Raw genomic sequence first — 21,294 nt, 5'->3', positions numbered from 1 at the left:
TCAGACCCTCCGGCTCCTCAGGGCAGCCTGGCCGATGTGCGCGACCAGGCAACCCTGGATGCGGACGTCCCGGGCAGGAAAGGTCATGGGCGGATAGTCGGGGTTGGCACTGTGCAGGGTGATTTTCGAGTTCTGGTGCTCGACACGTTTCAAGGTGGCAGTGCTCTCGCCAGGCAACAGGACAACCGCGATGTCGCCGTTCGGGACGGTCTCATTGGGGCGAACAATCACGATGTCCTGAGGGTAGATCCCGACGCCGATCATGCTGTCTCCACGCACCCGCAGAAGGTAGTCGCCTTCTTTCATGTCGATGACCTGATCAAGGCGGGTAATGTAGGCTTCGACGTTCTGTTCGGCGTGACCCGGTTGTCCTGCTGCAATTTCACCTACCAGAGGGAAGCCTCCCCCGCCGATCAGGGCCCGGGCTTTCGAGGTCAGGATCAGCGGGGCGTAGCGGCTGGCAGCCGGTTCAAGGTAGTGCGCTTCGCGCAGCAGCACAGTCTGGTAGCTGACGGCCTGCTTGGTGAGACCAGTGGCCTGTGCAACGGCGCCCAGGGTAGCTGGAGTGTCCTCCGCCTGGAGGCGGAGGATGGCGTCGAGAATCAGGCGGCGGGTGCGGGTCAGTTCGGGGGGCATAGAGGCTCCTGCAGAAGTACTTGGATACAGGTCAAGAATTCTGCCTCTACATTGCGGTTTTTCTTTGATTCGTGTCAAGATGGTGAACAGGAGAACTCTTTATCGAAAAATCTGTACAGAACGTAATCCTCAGCTCTGGCAGCTGAGTACCCTCACATCACATCCGCATCAGGCCTTCCGTGCTTACTGAGAGGCAGCACATGCGCTCTACACCTCAGTCCTGCTGTACCCTTTCGCCTCACATCCTGCTGATCGACGACAATCCTCTTGACCGTGAACTGACCGAGCTGGCCCTGCTGGAGGTGGCTCCCGGCTCTTCGCTGACTCTGGCTGAAAGTGGAATCCAGGCCATGCAGCTGTTGTGGGCCGGCCTGCGCACCGATCTTATTCTCCTTGACGTGAATATGCCTGGCATGCATGGCTTTGACGTCCTGCAGGCCCTGCGGGCGGACACGTCACTGAACCATATTCCAGTGGTCATGCTGAGCACCTCAGGCGCTGAGCGTGACCGGGCACAGGCACAGGCCCTTGAGGTCGACGGCTACATGGTCAAGGCGTCCAGGTTCGAGGCGTATGTTCAGCAGATGCTTGGTCTTATGCGCTGGTACCACGCCGCTGCTCCCCTTCAGACGCTGGCTTAGACAAAGGAAGGGCACAAACCGCGTGTTCTGGTCCACTGTGAACCAGACACGGGGCCGAAACGCCGGAGCCGTCGCCCTCATTCCTGCCTGGCTGGTGGGTCACCATACACCCGTACCTCGACATTGAGTGAGGCTTCCCCGCCGCCGCCGTAGTAGGTCCCGCGCACAGGAGACACGTCAGGGTAATCACGGCCGTGGCCAATTTTGATGTGCTTCTCGCCGGCCAGCATGTCGTTGGTGGGGTCAAATCCGACCCAGCCCTGACCTGGAATCAGGACTTCGACCCAGGCATGGGTGGCGTCAGCGCCGATCATCTCGCCGCCGGAGTAGAGGTAACCGCTGACATACCGCGCCGGAATCCCCAGGGTCCGGCAGATGCCGAGCATCGCGTGCGTGTAGTCCTGGCACACGCCCCGCAGGTCCCTGGCAAACTGCTCGAGCGTCGTGCTGACGCTGGTCGCTCCTGGATGGTAGGTGAACTGCCGGTGCAGCTGGGTGGTCAGAGCCACCATAAAAGCGCTCAGGTCCTCATGCGGCTGCGGAGCCCGCACGCCAAAAACCTCTGGCCAGCGGCCCGACGGAACCCGTGGGCTGGACACCAGAAACTCGGTGACTTCGCCGCGCAGTTCGTCCAGGGCCGAAAAAGGTACCGTCTCCAGACCTGGCAGTGGACGCGTAATCACCAGCGCCTGCGCCTCGATGCGCAGCACCTGATGAGGCTCATGCACGTGCACGTGATGTATCAGAGACCCGAAGTAGTCGCGGTGAGTGGAGACCAGGCTGGGCTCTGGCCGCACTGCCAGGTGAAAGCTCCGGAGATCCTGGCGGGCGCTGACCTCAGGAGACAGCCGCACCTCATTAAACGAATCCCAGGCGGGCTCCGCATAACGGTACTCGGTGATGTGGCGGATATCGGCGCGCATGAGCCTCCGGCGGGCAGCATGGTCTGTTCAGACCGTGAAGTACGAAGCAGAGATCGCCGAGCCGATCCGGTTGAAGTCGGTGAGCAAGGTACCCAGCTCGGCCTGATCACGTGCTATGAGCTCTTCGATAGTGGCGTGGTCCAGCCGGGCCACAAGCCACTTGGCTTCCCGGAGCAGGGCCGGATGCGCTCCGGGATGGATCCGGTCAATGCCGGCCAGGGCGTCATGCAGATTCTCGCCGCTGTAGCGTACGCTGCGTGGAAACCCGGGGTTCAGCAGCAGGAACTCGGCAATGGTCCGGGGGCTGACATTGGCATGGTTGCATTTGCGGTAGGCCTCGTATGCCGAAGCCGTTTTCAGCACCGCGATCCAGCGGTGGTTGTGCACGGCGAGCTGTGCCGGATCGGCAGCGTGGCTGCGGTAGCGAGTCTGCACCAGCCGCAGGACATTGTCACCGCGTTCAAGCATCTGACCGGCGCGCATAAACAGCCATCCTTCATCCCGCGGAAGCGTAGCGAAGGCAATTCCAAAGAAGAACTGGCTGGTGTCGCGGGCAGCGCTGCAGAATTCGAACAGTCCGTCGCGGTCGAGGACCTCCTCGTTCTGAAAGCACAGGTCGTAGTACGCGCGGTTCAGGCACTCCCACATTTCCGACGGTATCCGGTCCCGCAGACCACGAGCATTTTCCCGGGCCTGCGCCAGGCTGGACGAGACGCTCGACGGGTTGTTGCGGTCAAAGGCCAGCCAGGCCGGGACCGTCCGGCCATCAGCCCGGCCATGCAGGCGCACGAAGTTCTCCTTGCTGCCGGAAATATCCAGCAGCGGGCCCCATTCCTCACTGACCTGACCACTGGTTTCCAGCGTCGCATAGTAATTCACGGTCAGCAGGCGCGCAGTGTTCTCGGCGCGTTCCATGTACCGGCCAATCCAGTAGAGCGATTCGGCAAGCCGCGAAAGCATCAGATGTCTCCTTTCGGGTCAGCGGGCCCAGGGCCGGACTGGCCGGACGTCAGCATGTCGCTCACGCCGGAATCCGGCGCCCCAGCCTCGTCTCGCTCCTCGGCAGACAGAGGCTCACCAGCCGCCCCCTGCCATTGGTGCTGCCCGGCGGTGCTGGACTGCGGGTCTTCTTCCTGAACCAGAGATGGACTTCGGGAGTGTGCCTGCGCTCCGCCCAGAGACTGCTCCTGCATCATCCTGCCCAGGCTCTGTACCTGCGTGTGTCCTGCCTGGGCCTCTACCTTGACCTCGCCTGGCACCGCAGGATGCGGCTCCTGAGGTTCGGTGGCACCCTGAAACTGCTGCTGAATCCGCGCAGGAGCCGGACCGTCGTGATTCAGGACCCAGGTGTCCTTGCTGCCCCCGCCCTGAGAGGAATTGACCACCAGCGACCCGCGCCGCAGCGCAACCCGGGTGAGGCCTCCAGGCACGATCGTGACCTCCTGCCCCACCAGGATGTAGGGCCGGAGATCCACGTGAGCGGGTTCAAAGGCCCTGGCATCCGGGTAGAAGGTCGGATGCCGCGAAAGACCGATCACCGGCTGGGCAATGTAATTGCGGGGATTGGCGCGGACGTTCTTGAGAAAGTCCTCGGTCTCTTCCCGGGTCGCCGCCGGACCAATCAGCATGCCGTACCCTCCGGCCTCGCCCACGGCCTTGATCACGAGCTCGGCGGCATTGTCCAGCATGTACGCCAGATGGTCGGGGTTCCATCCCAGAAAGGTGGGAACATTGTCCAGCAGGGGCTGTTCGCCCAGGTAGTACTCGATCATGCGCGGCACGTAGGCATAGACAGCCTTGTCATCCGCCACCCCGGCGCCGATTGCATTGGCAATCGCTACCCGCCCCTGACGGTACACCTCTACCAGACCAGGAACACCCAGCGCAGAATCGCGGCGGAAGGTCAGGGGATCCAGGAAGTCATCGTCAATCCGGCGGTAGATCACGTCAACCTGCGTCCGGCCCGAGGTCGTGCGCATCCATACCCGGCCGCCATCCACGAACAGGTCGCGGCCCTCGACCAGTTCCACGCCCATCTGCTGGGCGAGGTAGGCGTGCTCGAAGTAGGCGCTGTTGTACATCCCTGGGGTCAGGACCACCACAGTCGCCTCAGGCGCACGCGGGCTCAGGGAACTCAGCACCCCCAACAGGGCTGTGGTGTAGTGGTCCACGGTGCGCACCCCCTGGCGCTCGAACATGCCAGGGAAAATACGGGTCATCGCCTGACGGTTGGCCAGCAGGTAGCTGACACCGCTGGGCGAACGCAGGTTGTCCTCCAGCACCAGGTAGCGGCCCTGCTCGTCACGGATCAGGTCGCTGCCGACAATGTGGGTGTAAATGCCCAGCGGGACCTGAAGGCCGTGGACCTCACGGCGAAAGTTGCTGGAAGTGTAGACCAGCTCGCGGGGAATAATCCCGTCTTTCAGAATCTGGCCGTCGCTGTAGACGTCACGCAAAAAAGCGTTCAGTGCCTTGACACGCTGCTTGAGGCCCGCTTCGAGGGCACTCCACTCTGAGGCAGGGATAATGCGCGGGACCGGGTCGAAGGGAAAAGTCCGCTCGACCCCGGCACTGTCGCCGTACACGGTGAATGTAATGCCCTGATTGCGGAAGGCCAGATCCATCAGTGCCTGCCGGCGCTGAAACTCCGTTGTGCCCAGGCGCCGGAAGTATGACAGCACGCCCTGGTAATGCGGCCTGACCTGCCCCTGCGGGGTAAACATCTCGTCGAAAAATGTCGTCCCCTGGTCGTACTGCTCCATTGCTGCACCCCCGAGTGCCGTTCAGGATATCGTATGCGCTCCTCAATTGGATTTTTATCCGTTCCTGAGCCAGAAATCAGGATTGAGCCCTGAAGTTCCAATTTCAGATTCCTGGAGTGCAATAGGTGTTTTCGCTTTCTCCTGACAGGAGAGCCGAGGTCGTGATTGGTCGCGGAGCGACATGAGGTCATTCGTGCACTTCGGAGGTCCGGCCACCGGGGTTCAGAGGTCTTCTGCTGCACACAGCCTGAATACTGCTGGAGCCTGCACACAGACAAGGGAATTCCGTCTCTGGGAAACTATGTCATGTCTTCTGACGAGTGCTCCGACGTGATTCATGTCCGGGTCGGCTTTCACCTTACTTTTGACCTGCCGTTCACCACCCCGATGCTGTTCGTGGTGGAACCACAGAATCGGCCGGGTCAGCAAATCGTGCAGACCCGTGAATACCTGGACCCGTCAGCCGGCGTGGGGCGCTGGAGCCGGTATACCGACGTCTTCGGCAACTCGATCTGGCGGGTCCTGGGGGTAGGCCACACACTGCAGGTCGGACAGGACGTCATCGTGCAGGTGCCGGCCCACAGTGATCCACAGCACCCTGACCTTCCGAAGACGCCTGTAGAGGATCTGCCTGACGAAGTGCTGCAGTTTTTACTCCCAAGCCGGTATGTGGACTCTGACCTGATTTCCAACGAGGCCTGGGAGCGCTTCGGGCACATCCAGGGTGGGTGGGCGCAGGTCCAGGCAATAAGTCACCACCTTTACAGCACCTGCAGCTATGGAGCAGCCAGTACGTCGAGCACCACCGCGCAGCAGGCGTACCAGAGCGGCCGCGCCGTATGCCGGGACTTTGCCCACATGGGCGTGGCGTTCTGCCGGGCGCTCAATATTCCTGCCCGCTACGTCTGCGGCTACCTGGGCGACATTGGCGTCCCGAGCACAGATACGCCCATGGACTTTCATGCCTGGTTTGAGGCCTGGATCGACGGTGCCTGGCGGACCTTTGACGCCCGGCACAACAAACCCAGAACAGGTCGGGTGCTGATCGCCACTGGACGGGACGCTGCAGACGTTGCCTTCACCACCAGCTTCGGTGCCGCCCGGCTGACCCGGATGCAGGTGTGGGCAGATCAGGTAGACCCGGGCTTCACCCTGCCAGATACGTGGGCGCCGCCTCAGCCCAGGGCATAAGTCCGCGAACGCGGCCCTGAGCTTCAGGCCTGAACTTTCGCGGGGCCAGGTGACCGGACTTCGCCCCGGTCTGGCTTCATGGCTGGCCTGAAAGAACTCAAGAGTCCATGAACGACGGTGCCACGCGTAAAAAAGTGAACGGATTACTGAACTTCACAGAGAGAAAGGCGCACTGTGATTTATGGAATATGTGCTAGTGAAGATTCGGCATGATCGTGATGCTGGTCGCGGCCGGGTGCTGTCATCCGAGTGCCTGACCATAGACGAGGGCACCACCGTCCGGATTGTGAAGCACGAAGCCTCTGGTGGGCAGCTCTGCCACTATGAACTTCTGGATGAGGAGACCGGCCTCATGTATACGGCAGAGTGTGGCACGGGAGAAGGCCGGTATGACGATGTCTACACCTACAGGGTGCAGGAACCGGGGATCCGGGTCGGCAGTCAGAGCATGGGTCAGGTTATGGGGACAAAAACATCAGGAACCCGGTAGGTCTGAGTCAGTGCCAGCCAACGCAACCGAACGCCTGAGGTTTCTGTACGCCTGAGGGCGTTCTGCTCGTCTTCAGTCCGGCGCAAAGCCCACTGCCGTGACTCCACCGCACAGACGACCAGCCATCCCACTTTGAAGATCGAGCAGGAACCCTGATTGGCCATTCTTAAAACAACCAGATTGCCTACTAGAAATACGCTGTCTCCTGGCGGCCACTAGCCCACCTGGCCCACTCGGGGGCTGTCTGAGTCCTGTAGGCAAAACATGTTGTTGATCCGAGCGTAAGTCAATAAAGAGCGTTTTGAAAGGTCACCAAGGGGATTTCGAAGACTTGGTACGGCCGTAGGTTGTTGGATGACGCGCCACGCCTGTCTCTGCAACTTAACGGATGAAGAATGGCGTGTCCTGGGACTTTTTCTTTGCCGGCTGCACATCGCCTTGTACTGCGGCCAGCAGGCTCCTGGCTGTAGCAGTCCTAACCACCCACCCCAGCAGCCTGGCGCGCCCGTACTGTATGACGACACGTCACAACCAAGGACAGCATCACCGCCAACAGCCGCTGAACCCTCGCAAGTAGCCACAGCATCAGGCCAACCATTTCACATGTCGCAATTATTGACGACGTGGGTGATTCCAGGCGTGATTTGGCTCGTTTTGCTTGTCTGTAACGCAGTTATTGCCGTAATGGCCACACGCAACAGGCCCTGGCGAATGGCCACCATCAGCCGCTGCGTGTCTTCGACCGTGTGTAATTCGGTGCACTCCAATCTATTGCTTCCCGAGTATGGGAGGAGAGAACTTGCACCACCCCACAAGTATGAAAGTAAAGTGAGTATCCATCGAAACCTTCTGGATCGTGAGATATTTAACATACATGAACGGTTCTAGCGAAAGCGCGTAGTTCACCTCGCCCAGCACTTTCGTTATAAGTACCAAATTAACTTCTGGAGTGTCACATGAAGCCATACCTGAGCCCCGCTGCCCTAATCCTGACCGCACTGCTCTCTGCATGTAGTACCGACAGCTCCACCCCCACAGCCACCGAGGACACCACCGCCATCAGCGAGCTCGGGACGTTCGATGCGGCCTTCACCAACCCGCAGGGTGGCACCATGCGTAGCCTGAGTGCCAGCGTGGCCCTGCAGCCTGCCACGCCTCTCGGTGCGGTGGACATCCGCGTCGCTGGGTCCGGCATGTACGACGACGAACGCAGTAACCGCCGTTATCTGTGGGGCGTGTTCGAAGTGACCAATACCTCCAAAACCAACCTCAGCAACCTCACCATGGTCGCGTACACCAAAGCAGGGGCCAGCATCGGCGGCACCGCTATCACACGCCTGCAAGACGCACAGGGCCGCGCGTACCTTAACGAACGCGTCGCGCAGAACATTCGCCCCGGCGACCATCTGAACATCCTCAACAGCTACGCCTTCCAGGGTCTGACCGAAGATGAAGCGCAACGCATTGAAACCGGCGCCAGGACCGGCAAACTGATCGGCACGAATGACGATGTACTTGAGTACGGCTTCACCGTCATTAACCCCCGCGACGGGAGCCAGACACTTCGCCCCGGCGAAACAGGCACGCTGGTGCTCGCCACCAAACTGCCGCTGCTTGCCGGGAACGCTCCGCAGAAGTTCAACATGAGCCTGCTGCTCACTACCGGTGGTGCCCGCCGCGTCACCCGTAACGTCGGCGAAAGCAACGAGAGTGTGCATCTCCGCGCTCGCCTTAGCGGTGCCCGTGAAATCGCGTATATCGGCCCCGATACCAACACCGCTCCTGGCCGATACCGGACGGTGCGTATCCCCAACATTCGCCTCACCACCGGCGCGAAACCCACCTACCTGCTCGACCTCGAAGAGAAACTCAGCAGCTGCGTACAGGGCCTCCAGCCCACTGGCCTGCGGCCTCTGAACAACGCCGGGCCGATGGTCACATTCATCACTGATGATGGTGCCGCTGCCGACCACTCACGCCTGCTGCCACTGTTCAAACAAAAAGGAGTCGTAGCGACCGCAGCCATCGCCACCCAGAACATCATCTCGGGTGACCCGTACTTCGCGACTCCCGAACAGGTCCGTGACCTGCAACGTGCCGGTTGGGAAATCGCCAGCCACACGCGCACGCACCCGGACCTCGTGACGCTGAGCGACGCCGAACTCAGCGCAGAAATCGAGGGTTCCAAACGCGAACTTGAAGACCTGGGTTTCAGGGCCGACACCTTCGTGTACCCGTACGGCAGCCACAACCCCACGGTGCGTGAAAAGGTCTGCCAGCATTACCGCACAGCGTTCATTGACCGTGGCGGCGCAAACGATACTCCCCTGAACACCAATTACCAGCTTCGCCGCGTAGCGTTCGGTGCATGGACAGATGCTGGACAGAACACCATGGACGCCTACAAGGCCGCTGTGGACAGCGCCATTGCCAGGAACAGCTGGCTGGTGTTCATGCTTCACCCCGGCAACCGCGAGCAGCACAACGAGCAGCAGCAGCAGTACCTGGCTGACACCATCGATTACGTCCGTGGCAAAAACGTGCCCATCGTAACGGCTGGCGACGCGCTCTACCGTCTCGGCGCAAAGTAAAGCAGGACTGATCGAAGCAGAAGCGCCTCCCGGGAGGCGCTTCTGCTTCTGCCTGCGTGCTGCTTAACCTGCCATTCCACACACGCCGGGCGTTTGAGAAGACGAGCGGAACGCCACACAGGCGTCCTGCCTCAGTGTGGTGTTCTGTTAAAGATCACGCAGGATGATCTTTGGGCTCCTGAGACCTCCCCCGACTCGGAGTGGGAAGGTGGCCGCGAAGAGGACCAGCAGGCTCTATTTTATGGGCCTCTCCTCAGGCAGTCCAAGCCGTGCTCTCAAGGTCTGGGCAAAGTTCTCACGCTGCAGCTTGACCACGGCGGCAGTAGCCTCTTCCAGCACCGCTGAAGGTGAAAGGAGCTCCTTCATGACGGCCTGGCGCAAGGTGTCGAGATCTGAAACACTCAGCAGTTTGCGGTAATGCACGTTCATCCTGGAAATCAGGCGTTCAGCAGCCTGCTCCAGGCTGAGAGACGCAAACTCGGCCTCCACACTTGGAGCTTCCATAACAGGCTCCACGCGAGCCGGACGGACAGGAGCAGGCGCAGCGGGAGCGCCTTTCGGATAGGGGTAGTCATCTGGATGATTGATCAGGTGCATCAGCGCCGCGGCTGGTGTCTTCTTTACGACCAGGACACCCTGACGAACCAATCCGTCGAAGCGGTCCATTGACGCGATCAGCGCGTCCCGGCCGTGTTCCACCAGCAGTTTGCGGGCGACGCCGTCCGCGACCCCGTAGGAGCGGAACCGCCGAGCAAGCACCGCGTCCATCGCTACGAACTCCCGGACGAACTCGTAACGAACACGCTGGTCCTTGCCACGGCCGGAGAGGGTGGCGGCTCGCAGGTACCCGCGTTTGATCAACTCCTCATGCGGCGAGGCGAGGGCGCGCCGGATGTTGCCGGGTATGGTGCTGGGAATCTTGCACTGATCGGCCCACTGGATGAGATTGAACTCCAGGGTATCCAGGCGCACGTCTGGATGATCCGGGTCGTAGCGCGCGCCGTCGAGAATCCGGTACAGGGCCCGGGTTCGCGGACGCGACAGGGAAAGCATGAACTCGGTGTCCAGTGGTTTGACGTAACCCGAGCGGATGCTGGCCACGATGACGTCCGCAAGCCGACCAGCAATGATAGTCCGGTCGTCGAAGGCGCCGGCACCATCTGAGCTGCTGAAGTCCAGCGACTCGATAAAATGGAATTTCGCGTGGGTCCAGCGTCCCTTGGGATGGTCCCGCCAGCCGCCCGAAACGCTATACGAGGACGTGTGCAGACGCTCGAGGCAGACCCTGAGAATGCCGTGGTACTTGCCCGTATTGTGCCAGCCGCATAATTTCAGTAGCGTTGTGGCACTGACCGAGAAACGGCCGTCTTCTGGTTCGCCGAGTTCGATATACAGGTTGATCAGTGCCGCCGTGACGTCGCTGTCGAGCCCGTGCGGAACCGCGTATTTCGGCAGAGCTTCGCAGCGCACGTGGACGATCCGGCCATGTGCCTCGAAGGTGACATCCCATTCACTGACTTCAGCCTGGTCCACGGCGGAAATAAGGTTCAGACGTGACAGATTGAGTTCGTCGAAGCGGGATGGGGGCGACGTCACACGGTCTCCTTGATTGATGAATTCTACGTTCCTTTTGAAGAAAATATTTGAATTAAAAGAATGATGATCATCATCAAGATACGAGCAGGAAACACCGTGCCAGAGAGCCACTTTTCGACATATCGCTCAGGTGTGTCGTGGAGAATCGCTCAAGTATGTCGTCGTCTTGACGCACAAATCGCTCAGGTGTGTCGCAGGACCGCTGGCGAACCGCTCAGGTGTGTCGTATAGAACCGCTCAGGTATGTCGCCATTGATCGCTCAGGTATGTCGTTGCTGCTTTCCAACATTACTCAAGTGTGTCGCCGACGCAGCCAGGGCATTCGCTCAGGTGTGTCGTGGAGAATCGCTCAGGTATGTCGTCGTCTGGAATGGTAATCGCTCAGGTGTGTCGTGGAGCGGATGACCAGTTTCTTCAGAGGTTTGAACTTTCCACCGGCTTCAGTCATGCCATTGGCTCGTGGATCGCTCAGGTATGTCGTCGGGGTGAGTGTCCATTTAGAACGCAGTTTCAAGCCCGGTTCCATCAAGGTTGTGCTACCCGTGCTGGAATCACAACGACCAGATGCGGCGCCCTCATCGCTCAGGTGTGTCGTCGGTATGCCCGTGTGGTTTGTATCCGTCCAACAGAACCGTTTCGTACAAATCACTCAGGTGTGTCGCTGATCAAAGCCGAGAACTCACCTCATCAGGAGGGTGTCTTTACACTGAATCGCTCAGGTATGTCGTTGCTGAGTCATGTTGGGAAGGATTCACAGCGACCTATGAGAAGAAATCGCTCAGGTGTGTCGTCGGGCAACACCCGGCAGCAGGATGTCCGGTAAGGCTCAAGCTTGAGCAGAGGCTGTTTTCTAAACCTTCTGCTCTGGGCAGCCGGCCTGTTCCAGACTGCGGGCCTGATTGTTATGGATCGAGACGCCCGTACTCACGCCTGGAACCCTCCGTCCAGGTCAGGAGTGTTCGACTCTTTGGTGGCAGCTCTGAATGCTGTAGATCGGCTGAAATGGAAAAGTCTCAGCCCGGTTACCTGGTGGCCGATGGGCAGGACACTCCCCCATGGAGGAGAGAGAAGACCTTCACAGTTTGTTGCACCGTGCAGACCCCGCCGCCTGCACAGAGGCCGTTGAGTTATGACAATTACGCTCAGACATTCGGGCCCTCCCTTCGAGTCGGGAATGGTGCTGCGCTCTACTCACCTGGACTTCACCCACGGTGCCTGGGTCAATGTGGGCTGGCCCATCAATGACGCCCACACCCTGGGAACCAAAGTCATCCTTGGCCTTGGATCTGTTCTCTCTCGCTGCCTGGGTCGAACCGGACGACGTCAACCTGAATCGCCGGACCGACAGCGTGACGGTCACCCTTTCTCTGACCTGGCCTCTTCCTGGTTGTGAACCGATCAGGGCCAGGGGCTCTGAAAATGCGGCGAGGCTGGCTCGTCGTATTGCCTTGTGGCCACAGGCCCGGCGGTCAGCCGGACAACATGCAGACTTTTGTCGCCAGCAGGTCAAATCGACTGCCGGATGTTTCTTGTGACCGTTGCAAGGCCAAACCCTGACTTTTGAATCTCGGCTCACTCCCGGAATGTACGTGGGCTTCACGCCTCCACAGGCGTTTTCATGAGGTGGGAACGATGCGGGCGTAGGCGGCCGGGTCCGTTGCTCCCTCCGTGGAGATCACCAGAACGGTGCTTTGCGGCGTTATGCCCAGTGTGCGCCGGGACGCCTGAGCCTGGGACCCGGCCAGGAGTTCAAGCAGTCCTCCCGCCCCGGCCGCCCCGCTTTCTCCTGAGGTCACGCCGTCCTGAGCCAGCAGACGCATGGCCTGCTCGGCCCGCTCATCCGGAATTGCCATGGACGCACTCAGGCCGCCCTGCAACAGCGGCCAGGCCAGGGGAGACGTGTTGCCGCAGTTGAGCCCAGCCATCATCGAGGTGTGCGGTCCGGGAACCTCTGTGGGTCGCCCGGCTTCCAGGGAACGCAGAACGCAGTCGGCGCGGGTCGGCTCGACACCTGCCACCTGCGTCTGACGAGCCGGAGTGCGGTAATGGCCAACCACCGCGGCGGCAAGTGATCCGACGCCCATCTGCGCGGCCACCAGGTGTGGTGGCCGCGCGCCCTGTTGTGCGAGCTGCGCGTCTATCTCCTGAAAAATGGTGCTGTATCCGGCGATCACCCAGCCTGGCACACGGGTGTACCCATCCCATGCCGTATCACTGATGACCAGATGGGCAGCGTCTGCAAGACGTGCTGAGGCTTCCACCGCGTCGTCGTAGGAGCCGCGGACGATCTGTACCTGTGCGCCTTCCTCTTCAATCGCCTGTATGCGGGCCCGGACCATATCTTCCGGCACCAGAATGTGTGCAGCCAGGCCCAGCCACCGGGCGGTGCGGGCCACGGCGCGTCCGTGGTTACCGTCCGTGGCCGCCACCAGGGTCAGGGGCCTGTGGGGTGAAAGTTGCGCGGCCAGTTCTGCAAGGGACTGCCATGGACGGAACGGGCCGAACCGGGTGTCGAGTTCCCGGTAGGTCGCCCAGGAAGCCCCGAGGATCTTGTAGGCAGGCAGGCCGAGGCGGCTGGCTTCATCTTTGACCCAGGCCTCGGCCACGTTCAGCGCCTCGGCCAGACGAGGCGCGCGAACCAGGGGAGTCGGCAGGTAGCCGGGAAGTTTGCGGTGAAACTCCAGCACTTCCGGCTCTACAGCAGCAGCGAAGGTCTGGACAGCCGGGTTGAAATAGAAACGCGGTTGATCAGTCTGTGTGGTCATGCAGTCTCCAGATAGGCGCAATTACGCACAGAAAGCGCGTACGGTGGCGCTCAGGACGGCCCGGCACTGCTCTACGGAGGCCAGATCAACCCATTCCTCGGTGGCATGTGCGCCGGTGCCATGAGGACCAAATACCACTGTGGGAATGCCGGCGCCGGCGAGAAAGGCCGCGTCCATCCAGAACGTCTGTCCGATGTGCTGCGGAGCCTCTCCAAGTACCTGTGCAGCCTGGGCGTGAAGCACCTGAACGATGGGCGCTTCCTCTGAGACCCCGAAAGGTTCCCTCAGCAGGGTGATGCGGTGCTCGGCATGAAACTGCGGGTCCTGAGCCAACTCGCCCAGGAGCGCGGTCCATTCTTGTTCAACCTCGTCCCGCGTCTCCCCAGGGAGGGTCCGGCGTTCGATCTGGAGGGTGCAGCGTTCCGGATAACTGGAGAGTTCCTGACCTCCGGTGATCAGCGAGGCATGTACAGAAGCGTGGCCCAGCAGGGGGTGAGGCGGACGCTCCTCAAGTTCGCGCTGAAGAGCTTCAAGGCGAACGAGCACGCGGCCCATATGCGCGATGGCGTCTGTTCCGAGGTCCGGACGGGACCCGTGCGCCGCGCGCCCATGAGTGGTGATCTCATGCCACGTGAATCCTTTATGGGCCACGCACAGCTGCAGACTGGTCGGTTCGGTGACGATGGCCGCGTCGGCCCTCACGGTCTTCAGCACGGACTGCATGCCGAGGCTGGCATGTTCCTCATCGGCAACTGCTGCCAGAATGACGTCTCCACGCAGGCCAGCTTCTCTGGCATCAAGAAGAGCGAACAGACAGGCGGCCAGCCCGCCTTTCATGTCGTACGTGCCGCGGCCATACATGCGGCCATCGCGAACCACCGGATTGAAAGCTTCTGGCATATGGTCTGTGCCCACTGTGTCGAGATGGGCATTCAGCAGCAGTGAACGGCCGCCCCCCGTGCCCCGCACCGTGCCGATCACACTGAGCCGCCCGGGAGCAGCCTCGTCAATCACCGCTTCGATACCGTGATCCTGGAGCCAGCCTGCGACAAAGGTCGCCAGTTCGGCTTCTCCTGCCGCTCCAGGCACCAGCGACGGATTGATAGAGTTGATCCGCACCAGGGCGGCCAAAAGGTCCTGCAGGGATTGAGTCATCAGTAAAACTATTCATACCACCCGGAGCCACGCCTCGGACGTCTGCGGGCCAGGGAACCTGTCACTGATTAGGGAGTAGCACGTTTCCCGGAACCACCGGCATGGTCAGGATGACTCACTTCAGACTATTGACTTCTTCGAGCGCCTGATGTCAGCCCTCCGCAGTGATTGCCCACAACCGCAGCTCAGGACCGAGCATCAGGAGGGCTTACGGGCGTCCAGAATAATGGAGACAAAGCCGATCTGACCCCCAGTGTTGCGGTGGTCACTGAGCAGCGAGCGGTACACCAGTCCTGTGGATAAATCCCATTGATGATAGTGAAAACGTCCTTCTCTATCGCAATATTCCAGTAAATCGACGTCGAAACCGGCGTCTTCGAAAACGGATGTGAACAGCTCGGCATAATAGACCATCTTGTGATCGGAGGCAGGATGATCAGCGGGACCTGGGCCGCCTACTTTCACGATGTTCTGGTATTCGCTATCAGGAAAATTACGATCAGGTACAGCACAACGCAAAAGACCACCCGGACGTAAGAAGTCAAAGCAGAGCCTGGCCGCCTCGCGCCCTTGAGCTTCCGTCAGATGTTCCCACACATGTTCGCAGAGAAACAAAATCTGCTTTCTGTGCACCGAAGTACGCTTCAAAGCTCTGTCTGTTAAGCAGGTCAAGCTGTTCCTGCTGGGTGGGAATCCATACTTCCCACGCCTGCTCACCTGCTCCAAGAATGACCCTCCGAGGATTATTTGAGGTATTCATTGTCAAACCATACTTGCTGCCAAAGTTTCCGTTGCTTGATCTGGCGGCACGCAGTTGCTTGCCTCAAGCCTCGAACCGGGTTTCGTGGATCACCCTGCGGGAAACGTGTCGAGCTGGTTCCAAAGGAAGGAGTTCTTGAACTATCAACACGCTTGCTTACCGGAGAGCCTCAGGCCCTTTGGCTGCAGTATTGTCACAGCCCGTTAGTCTTTCTGGCGATTGTTTGCTCAAGCCCTTTCTGAATACAAGCTGGGCGGTCTGTCAGGGACCTTAACTCTGACCTTATGGGCAGATGAGGACCGGGCCGCGAGGCAACCGCAGCACTTGTCGGACAATCCGGCTGAGCGTCAGACCAAAAAATGGGCCGTCTCCGGCGCCACCCATAATCAGCAGTTGGTCCGGCGAGGTCGCTGCGGCCAGAATTTCGCCGGTGACGCCCCGCTCATAACGGCTGTGCCGCTCAATCACGTTCCTCGCGCGCAATTCCTGCCGGGCAATCAGCGTGTCATGGTCATTGATGTCGGGTCCCTCAGCGACCACCAGCGTGTCGACCGGAAGCTGCCAGGTCTGTGCCAGCTTGGCGGCCTGCGCGATGGCGTGAAATGCTTTGCGTTGACCATGAAAGGCGACGGTCAATTCAGCGGGAACCCGGCCTGAGGGCGGCGCAATCCAGACTGGACATGTCGCGTGCCGGACAAGTGCGCCAAAGGTGGAGAAGTCGAGGACGCGGGCACTTTCTGCAGTCCAGGCGACCATAACAAGGTCAGCTCGCTTGCTCGCCTCCATGATTCCCTGGAATCGCGGGCCAGGGAGATGAAGGCTTCTGGCAGCTATCCCAGTGACTCTGCAGCGCTCCTGAAACGAATGTAAGTCGTTCTGGGCCTCTGGTCCTTTCAGCGTCGACAGACCCAGCACCGTTCCTCCATGGGCACTGGCCAACTCAATGGCCTGTTCGGTGACCCAGGTGGGACCCACGCGTCCGTCCAGAGGAACGAGATAGGTCAGCGGTGAGAAACCAGGTGACGTCACACCGTGAACTGTACCGGTTTCCCCGGTGCGTGGCAGAACGAAGGCAGGCTCTCTCCTCCATGATCCTGAAGTTGTCCCTTGAGACGAAACTACATATGAATGTAGCGGGTTCTCCTGACAAGACACGCAGGGTCTGACGCCACGGGAAAATGAGCGGATTCCTGTCGCGTAAAGCCACCTGTCAGCGTCTGGAGTAGTACCTGCTTTGGAGTACTGGGCAGTTATGACGGCCTGACGAAATATCTCCTGTACGAAGGAAAGGGCATGATCGGCACCTTCTTCAAAGCCTGCCTCAGCGTCTATTGAAGATCAGGCCACCACCACCATCGACATTCTGGTGAGTGCAATTGCACGGGTAGGGGAGGACAGCTCTGAGTCATCATTCCTTTTCTTCCGGGGAATCAAGGTGGTGTTCATGATCACGAAGCCAGCCGATCGAGTGCCGGAGTGGTGCTTTTGACTGCCGTCGCCTGGCGATCAAAAGTGTTCAGAGCCATCCGGTACGTCAGACCGTAACTGGATGGCAGCTGAATTCATATGACCTCCCGGGTCATGGGCAAAGGGCGTGTCCAGAATGTAGGCCTGGCTATGAAACCGTGCGGCTCGGTATTCAGAGCTTTCATCTGGCCACACTGAAGCGCGTCACAAGCCTGGAGTGCTTTCCGGCGTGGAATGACCCTGCCACAATGCCTTATGGATCTTCCGGCAGCAAAACAGGTGGTGCAACAAATAATCAACGATCTGTCTCTTCCAGACGGCACTCGTCTGGGGGTTGACGTGGATGCCAATCCAGACCGTCTGAATATCATTGCGATCAGCGGCCGACGTGCTGGAGTGGTTGTTATCACAAAAGAGGCGTTAGAAGACCATGGCCACAAAGCCATCAACGCTGCCATCGAACGCCTGCGCAGGGCAATCTACGACAAAGACCTCCCCCTGTTGACAGGAGCGCCTGTTCAACTGGGTATGCTGGATTCACGAGGCTGGACCGATGGCTCTGTCTCTCCCTACTCAAACGATTCCTGACACCAGGGCTATAAGGACACGTGTCTTTCTGATCAGGTCCGTCCCGGAATGCCAAAGCAATGATCATCACTGTCTCGTCCAGTTACGGACGGAACAGGTAGAAGCAGTGAAATTCACTCCAGCCTTGTTCCCATGAGTTCAGGAATTCCCGAAAAGCCTGACGCCACCCGGTAGGGGTGCCAGAGGTATGTTTCCAAGCTTTGCCTGGCTGGTTGAAAAAGTTTTCGTAAGCTCACAAAAGACGTGACGAGTCAAGTGCCGGTGGGTCAGTTCAGGGCAGCCTGTCGGCGCCTTTTCACTTCATACATCCGGGTATCAGCGCGCTGTTGCAGCTCAGACGGACAGTACGGGTTGTCCTCGTTTCCCATCTGCACAATACCGACGCTGGCCCCCACAAACCGGGTGGTCACCTGCCGCGCCGCAAGTACTGCGCTGTCTACATGTTCCAGTGCCCTCTCGTCGGTGAGAGGATCCAGAAGCAGGGCGAACTCGTCACCACCATAGCGGTAGACTTGCCCATAACTGCTGACCGTGTCACGGAGAGCCAAGGCAAACACCTGGAGAACGCGGTCGCCCTGTGCGTGCCCCTCAACGTCGTTCACCTGCTTGAACCCGTCAAGATCCATCAAGGCGAACGTAAAAGGCTGTCCTGCCTGCATCCGCAGCTCAAGATCGTGATCGAAAGCCCGGCGGTTGGCAATTCCCGTCAGACGGTCCTGTCGGGCAGCCAGCAGACTGGCTTCCAGGGCTGCCCGGCGTACCAGGGCAGCTCGTACGGTCCTGCCGGCAGCATCCAGCAAGGCCCGGTCACTGCTACGCCACGCAGCACGACTCCCTCGCTCGGCGCGGGCTGCAATCAGCAGAAACTCAATCTCGCCATATTGACCCAGGGGGACCAGGGCAGCTGATTTAAAGCCAGCGTCTACACCTTCTTGCAGAGCGTCTGGATGCTGCCGGTAATCCTCTATGTACGCTGTATGCGTTACACCACGCATGCCCCGGGTGACACCACACGGAAGTTGCGGTAAACGAGAGGCAAAGGCCAGCAGAGCCGGACTGAGATCAGGCTGATGGTGGGCGACCTGTATGGTCGCGTCGTTGCCAGAGAAGGCGATCAATCCAGTCCAGTCCGCATGGATTGCTTCGCCGATCTTGGCAGCCACCGCCAGAGTCACTTCCTCAGGGGTCGTCGCAGTCTCGGTCAGGCCATTAATATCTTCCAGCACCTGAGCGTGGGCGACCGTTTGCCGCAATTCCCAAAGCTGCTGATCCTGCTGGTTAATCTGCGACTGAAGGACATGATTATGCAGCCGGAGTTCCAGTTCATCCATCACAAGTGCAGCCAGATCACGCAGCGTTGCCTGATCATCCAGGTCAAGTTCTCGTGCCTCCGCGCTGAAGACACACAGTGAACCAATGCGGTGCCCCGATGGCGTAACCAATGGCGCTCCAGCGTACATACGTATGTTCGGATCTCCGACCACCAGCTTATAATCGTGAAACCGGGGGTCTTCCCTGGCGTCTGACACGGCCAGCACGTCGTCAGACAGGATGGTCCAGGCGCAGAACGAGTCTTCCCGCGAGCAGTTGGTCTCCCCGTCTCCAAACCAGGATTTCCTCCACTGCCGTCCCTGATCCACAAAGTTCAGGATGACTCCAGGCACACGCAAAGTACGGGCCGCGAGCCGGGTCAGACGATCAAAGCTCTCTTCAGGTGCAGTGTCGAGAATGTTGTATCGAGCGAGTTCCAGGAGACGTGCATATTCCTGTTCTGGTAGAGGCGCGCTCGGCATACGACGAATCTAGTAGGTATGCTCTTTCAGGTCTCTTGCAGCTTCGCGTATAAGCTCCTATCAAGATCTCATAGTTTCATTCACTCGTCGGACTTAACAGGGAAGCCACCTCGTATATCTGGGCGCCAGCATGAGACATGAGAAAGCGCCAGCAACTGTAGGCCTATCCTGGAAACGCTCCAGACCTTTGCTCAGGATGCATTTACTGCTGGCGCTGCGCTGTATCGATAGTGTGAGCTACCCTAATCGGACGCCTCCGATTCATAAGACCTGCGAGCCCTGCCGTTCGCTTTGAAAGATCGAGTATCTACGACTTCATCGATACCGAATTTCCTTCGAAGTTTTTTCGCGCTGGACCAGTTCTACAGCTAAAAGTACAAGAAATCCAGATCGCGTTTGCGGAAAAGAGGCTTTGGGATGGCATGGATCTTCTCGGGGAGCCAAGAGAGCGGAATGAAAGAAAAGATTCATAGATGCTGGAAATGGCCGGGGTCTACCGGAGGGTCAGCGTGATGCCTTCCACTACAAAATCAACCGTATGGCCAGTCTTTCTGAATCCCAGAAGTGCTTCTCGGGTGAACTCCAGATTCATCACGCCGTATTCGTCAAAGAGCTGGCCGGTAGCTCGGACGAAACGCTCCATGTCTTGAGGTCTTGCTGATCTCCCGCTGGGCCCGATTTGCGGCGCTGGCAATCCCAGCGCCTGAGCTGCCGCCAGATGTTCGTCTGGTGCCATAAACTTGAAAGCCAGGTCGGTCGTTTCGAATTTTCCCGCTGGAGTCAGGCCCAGGAAACCAGAGTCTCCTCTTGCCCGTACTGAACCGAGGCCATGCGCCACCATAAGCTGTTTCAACGCATTGGCGAATTGAGTCTGGTGATCGTCTGTCCTGGAATCCTGCTGGCGCATGGCATCAACCTACATGTTCCAGGCTTGAACCAAGCCCGGCGACTGACGCATCAGGGTTGTGCATGAAAATCCTGTGGCAGGAGCCTGTGACTAAACCCAGTGGGAAAAGTGGATGTGGGTCAACGGAGTGGGCAGCGATCCGTGCAGCAAGGCGTTGCCTATTTCCCGAAACGGAGTTCCATTTCCTTGGCCGGAAGTGCATTGAATGCGTCCGGGACTATCAAGAGCCATCAATCACGGTCTTCCAGGCCCAAAGAATGGTCGTATCACTCCACTGAGTCTCGCATCATCTCTACATGCATTCCCATACGTCAGGAATCAGGCGGGGTGGAAAGAGGCCCAGCGAGGAGCCGCTGCTGCGCTTGACCTGTCAGCGATCGCCACTCAGCCGGGCAATCATCGCCCGCAGTTGCTCTTGCATCTTCTGCTTCTCCTCCGGTTTAAGTCCCACCTGGCACGCAACGGCTGAAGGTACATCAGTCACCCGCTCCTTTAGTGCTGCTCCTGCTGGCGTAAGCTCAATAATGGTCGCACGTTCGTCCAGAGCGCTTTTCGAACGCGTGACGTACCCTGTGGTTTCGAGTCGTTTAAGCAGAGGAGACAAAGTGCCGGAGTCCAGGTGAAGATACTCACCAAGCTCGGTGACGGTTTGCGGGCCGTGTTGCCACAGCGTAAGCATCACCACGTACTGCGGATATGTGAGGTTCAGTGGAAGCAGAAATGGCCGGTGAGCACTGGTGATCAGACGCGCTGCGGCATACAGATCGAAGCAAAGCTGGTCTTCGAGGTCAAGGGTAACTTTGGGCAGGGCTGGTTTTGTTAGGTTCTGGGTCATAATGCGTATACCGGCCAGGAAGAGGATCCGCAGCCGCACCTGCATTATCTAACACTGACCTGAATATTGCTGCGTACGGAATCGCTGTTGCTCAGTGCAACCCAGCTGCAGGGAGTCAGACGCGTCACACGGTTCCCCATGGCTCAGAAGTTTATTACGGACCCGATTTACGAATAGGGTGTCATCTAGAGTCC

General features: G+C 59.3%; 17 protein-coding genes. 5 read left to right on the top strand and 12 right to left on the bottom strand.

Annotated elements, in window-relative coordinates; all coding sequences use genetic code 11:
* Entirely contained in the window at positions 1-636 is a 636-nt protein-coding gene (locus DEIDE_RS14715; RefSeq protein ID WP_012694770.1) for a LexA family protein, read from the bottom strand.
* A 200-nt stretch (positions 637-836) separates the two neighbouring features.
* On the opposite strand from DEIDE_RS14715, the gene DEIDE_RS14710 reads away from it, so the two are divergent.
* Positions 837-1,277 carry a response regulator gene (locus DEIDE_RS14710; RefSeq protein WP_012694769.1) on the top strand — a complete coding sequence of 147 codons (441 nt, stop codon included), beginning with the start codon at positions 837-839 and terminating at the stop codon, positions 1,275-1,277.
* A 77-nt stretch (positions 1,278-1,354) separates the two neighbouring features.
* On the opposite strand, the gene DEIDE_RS19790 is transcribed toward DEIDE_RS14710, so the two are convergent.
* The 3 genes from DEIDE_RS19790 to DEIDE_RS14695 are packed head-to-tail and all read right to left on the bottom strand — an operon-like array spanning position 1,355 to position 4,962.
* Positions 1,355-2,200 (bottom strand): transglutaminase family protein, encoded by an 846-nt coding sequence (locus DEIDE_RS19790; RefSeq protein WP_012694768.1) that lies wholly within the window; start codon positions 2,198-2,200, stop codon positions 1,355-1,357.
* Between the two features lie 27 nt (positions 2,201-2,227).
* Positions 2,228-3,160 (bottom strand): alpha-E domain-containing protein, encoded by a 933-nt coding sequence (locus DEIDE_RS14700; protein ID WP_012694767.1) that lies wholly within the window; start codon positions 3,158-3,160, stop codon positions 2,228-2,230.
* Positions 3,160-4,962 (bottom strand): circularly permuted type 2 ATP-grasp protein, encoded by a 1,803-nt coding sequence (locus DEIDE_RS14695; protein ID WP_012694766.1) that lies wholly within the window; start codon positions 4,960-4,962, stop codon positions 3,160-3,162. The genes DEIDE_RS14700 and DEIDE_RS14695 overlap by 1 nt, the downstream gene beginning before the upstream one ends.
* A gap of 306 nt (positions 4,963-5,268) precedes the next feature.
* Between DEIDE_RS14695 and DEIDE_RS14690 the strand changes: the two genes are divergently transcribed.
* The 3 genes from DEIDE_RS14690 (at position 5,269) to DEIDE_RS14680 (ending at position 9,234) form a co-directional block, all read left to right on the top strand.
* Positions 5,269-6,153 carry a transglutaminase-like domain-containing protein gene (locus tag DEIDE_RS14690; RefSeq protein WP_012694765.1) on the top strand — a complete coding sequence of 295 codons (885 nt, stop codon included), beginning with the start codon at positions 5,269-5,271 and terminating at the stop codon, positions 6,151-6,153.
* Between the two features lie 196 nt (positions 6,154-6,349).
* The gene (locus DEIDE_RS14685; protein ID WP_162485674.1) at positions 6,350-6,643 is read left to right on the top strand and encodes a hypothetical protein; all 294 of its coding nucleotides are present in this window, start codon (positions 6,350-6,352) and stop codon (positions 6,641-6,643) included.
* A 956-nt stretch (positions 6,644-7,599) separates the two neighbouring features.
* Entirely contained in the window at positions 7,600-9,234 is a 1,635-nt protein-coding gene (locus tag DEIDE_RS14680; RefSeq protein ID WP_012694763.1) for a polysaccharide deacetylase family protein, read from the top strand.
* 234 nt (positions 9,235-9,468) lie between these two features.
* Here the strand turns inward: DEIDE_RS14680 and DEIDE_RS14675 are convergent, their stop codons facing one another.
* The 5 genes from DEIDE_RS14675 to DEIDE_RS14655 form a co-directional block, all read right to left on the bottom strand.
* Positions 9,469-10,830 (bottom strand): replication initiator protein A, encoded by a 1,362-nt coding sequence (locus tag DEIDE_RS14675; RefSeq protein ID WP_012694762.1) that lies wholly within the window; start codon positions 10,828-10,830, stop codon positions 9,469-9,471.
* Positions 10,831-12,446: 1,616 nt separating this feature from the next.
* Positions 12,447-13,595: a diaminopropionate ammonia-lyase gene (locus DEIDE_RS14670; protein WP_012694761.1), complete on the bottom strand. Its 1,149-nt coding sequence runs from the start codon at positions 13,593-13,595 to the stop codon at positions 12,447-12,449.
* 21 nt (positions 13,596-13,616) lie between these two features.
* Positions 13,617-14,750: an ArgE/DapE family deacylase gene (locus tag DEIDE_RS14665; RefSeq protein ID WP_012694760.1), complete on the bottom strand. Its 1,134-nt coding sequence runs from the start codon at positions 14,748-14,750 to the stop codon at positions 13,617-13,619.
* Positions 14,751-14,948: 198 nt separating this feature from the next.
* Positions 14,949-15,422 (bottom strand): class I SAM-dependent methyltransferase, encoded by a 474-nt coding sequence (locus DEIDE_RS14660; protein WP_338032139.1) that lies wholly within the window; start codon positions 15,420-15,422, stop codon positions 14,949-14,951.
* Positions 15,423-15,792: 370 nt separating this feature from the next.
* The gene (locus DEIDE_RS14655; RefSeq protein ID WP_162485673.1) at positions 15,793-16,539 is read right to left on the bottom strand and encodes a universal stress protein; all 747 of its coding nucleotides are present in this window, start codon (positions 16,537-16,539) and stop codon (positions 15,793-15,795) included.
* A 693-nt stretch (positions 16,540-17,232) separates the two neighbouring features.
* Between DEIDE_RS14655 and DEIDE_RS14650 the strand changes: the two genes are divergently transcribed.
* Positions 17,233-17,565: a hypothetical protein gene (locus tag DEIDE_RS14650; protein ID WP_012694757.1), complete on the top strand. Its 333-nt coding sequence runs from the start codon at positions 17,233-17,235 to the stop codon at positions 17,563-17,565.
* A gap of 266 nt (positions 17,566-17,831) precedes the next feature.
* On the opposite strand, the gene DEIDE_RS14645 is transcribed toward DEIDE_RS14650, so the two are convergent.
* The 3 genes from DEIDE_RS14645 to DEIDE_RS14635 form a co-directional block, all read right to left on the bottom strand.
* On the bottom strand, positions 17,832-19,358 hold the full coding sequence (locus tag DEIDE_RS14645; RefSeq protein WP_012694756.1) for a sensor domain-containing diguanylate cyclase: 1,527 nt from the start codon (positions 19,356-19,358) through the stop codon (positions 17,832-17,834).
* Between the two features lie 493 nt (positions 19,359-19,851).
* Entirely contained in the window at positions 19,852-20,265 is a 414-nt protein-coding gene (locus DEIDE_RS14640; protein ID WP_012694755.1) for a hypothetical protein, read from the bottom strand.
* 370 nt (positions 20,266-20,635) lie between these two features.
* Positions 20,636-21,100: a MarR family winged helix-turn-helix transcriptional regulator gene (locus DEIDE_RS14635; RefSeq protein WP_012694754.1), complete on the bottom strand. Its 465-nt coding sequence runs from the start codon at positions 21,098-21,100 to the stop codon at positions 20,636-20,638.
* Between the last annotated feature and the right edge of the window lie 194 nt (positions 21,101-21,294).

The organism is Deinococcus deserti VCD115 (assembly GCF_000020685.1).
Taxonomy (GTDB): Bacteria; Deinococcota; Deinococci; order Deinococcales; family Deinococcaceae; genus Deinococcus; species Deinococcus deserti.
Note: the sequence above shows the minus strand (reverse complement) of the source record. Positions and strands in the feature narration are given on the sequence as shown.